The organism is Mycolicibacterium parafortuitum, assembly GCF_002086815.1.
GTDB lineage: Bacteria > Actinomycetota > Actinomycetes > Mycobacteriales > Mycobacteriaceae > Mycobacterium > Mycobacterium parafortuitum.
The window spans coordinates 1-1594 of sequence record NZ_MVID01000060.1; the positions used below are offsets into that span (position 1 = coordinate 1).

Below are 1594 nucleotides of genomic sequence, written 5' to 3' on the forward strand. Positions count from 1 at the left end.
CTAGGAGTCTGCTGAATTAGTGGTTTGTGGGGTGGGGTGCCTCGAGGCGTTCTGTGGCGCGTGGGTTTCGTCAAATCCGGGGATCGACGATTCGAGGGTCACCCGGGCCGTATTGAGCGGCGCTTCGGTCGCGTGTGAGGGCAGGCCTGTGGGCGGGGTGGCCTCAGGCCACTGCCCAGGTGGTGCCGGTGTGGGTCAGGCCCATGGTGATGAGGCGGCGTAGGTTCAGCGCGGCGCTGCGGTGATGAAGCCAGTGATCGTTCTTCGCGACGCCGCGGTAGCGCACTTTGCGGTTGCCGCGGGTTAGCCAAGCGATGCTGCGTTCGACCATTGGTCGGTGTCGACGATATTCGTTGAGCCAGGCTGTGTTTCGGGATTCCCGGCGGGCTGCTCGTTGGAGCGCGTCGTGCGGCCGGATCTTGAGGCTCTTGCCGGTCGCGCTGGTGGTGCACTGTGCCCGCAACGGGCAGTCACGACAGATGACGCCGAAGGTGACATACCCCTGCGCGGTGATGGCGCGGGTGATCCCTGCCGGGCAGGTCGCGGTCCGGGCAGTGTGGTCGACGGCGAAGTCGTCAACGGTGAACCCGCCTGGTACCGCCGAACGCGTCGGCGCGGATTTGACCCGATCGACATGACCACCGGCAAGGAGTTCGGCCCGCAATGCTCCGGAGCCGTAACCGGAATCAGCGAGTACGGTGACTGGTTCGGACTCCCCGGCGAGCAGGTCGATCCCGACCGCGGCGTCCCCACTGCCGGGGCCGCTGGCCTTGGTCAACGCGCAGTCGGTGATGATCCCGGTGTCGGGCTCGACCGCGATATGGGCTTTGAAACCGTCCTGGCGGCGATGCACGCTCTTGTGGGCGTGACGAGCCTCGGGATCGACGGTCGAGATGACCCGATCAGAGACGACCTTCTGCGCGATGCGCCAGTGCCCGTCAGTACCGTCAGAATCGGCGACGGGTTCGACGTCTTGGCCGGCGATCAGCGCCAACAACGCCACCGCCTCGGCTGCCCGCGGCCCCAGGTCCTGCTCGCACAGATGACCGAGCAGTCGGTGGGCATCGCCGACCAGGGCGTCCACCAACGCTTCTCGGGCGTCGGCGTCGTCCCAGGCGATCGCGGGTTTACCCGGATCGTCGTAATCATGAGCCCTGCAGTAGGCGGCGATCACCTCACCAGCACCGGGAACCTCGCGGCGGACCCGGCGGATCGCCCCGATCAACTGGGTCACCGTGTCCTGGGTGGCCACCGCATCATCGAGGATCGTGGAATCCAACGCCCGCCGGGTCCGCCCGGACAGGGCGCCGGTGGCTGCCACGACCGCTTTGACCGCCTCGAAGATCCGGTTCGGCCGGTCCGAGGCCGCCAGTCGGCGCCGCCAGTACGTCAGCGTCGTGGAGTGGAATGACCCGGCGGTGATCGGCAGCCCGCAGGCGGCTTTCCACCGCAGGTCGAAGGTCACGGCATCGACGGTTTCGTTGTCGGATAAGCCGTGCAGGGCCTGCAACGTGATCACCGACGCCATCACCTCGGCCGGCACGCTCGGGCGTCCCCGCCGCGACGGAAACAGATCGGCGAACATCTCCTCGGG

General features: G+C 67.3%; 1 protein-coding gene. It reads right to left on the bottom strand.

The window, feature by feature from the left end; all coding sequences use genetic code 11:
* Positions 1 to 163 precede the first annotated feature (163 nt).
* Positions 164 to 1594 (bottom strand): IS1182 family transposase (locus tag BST38_RS28750; protein WP_083146942.1); only part of this gene is annotated, 1431 nt, incomplete at its 5' end.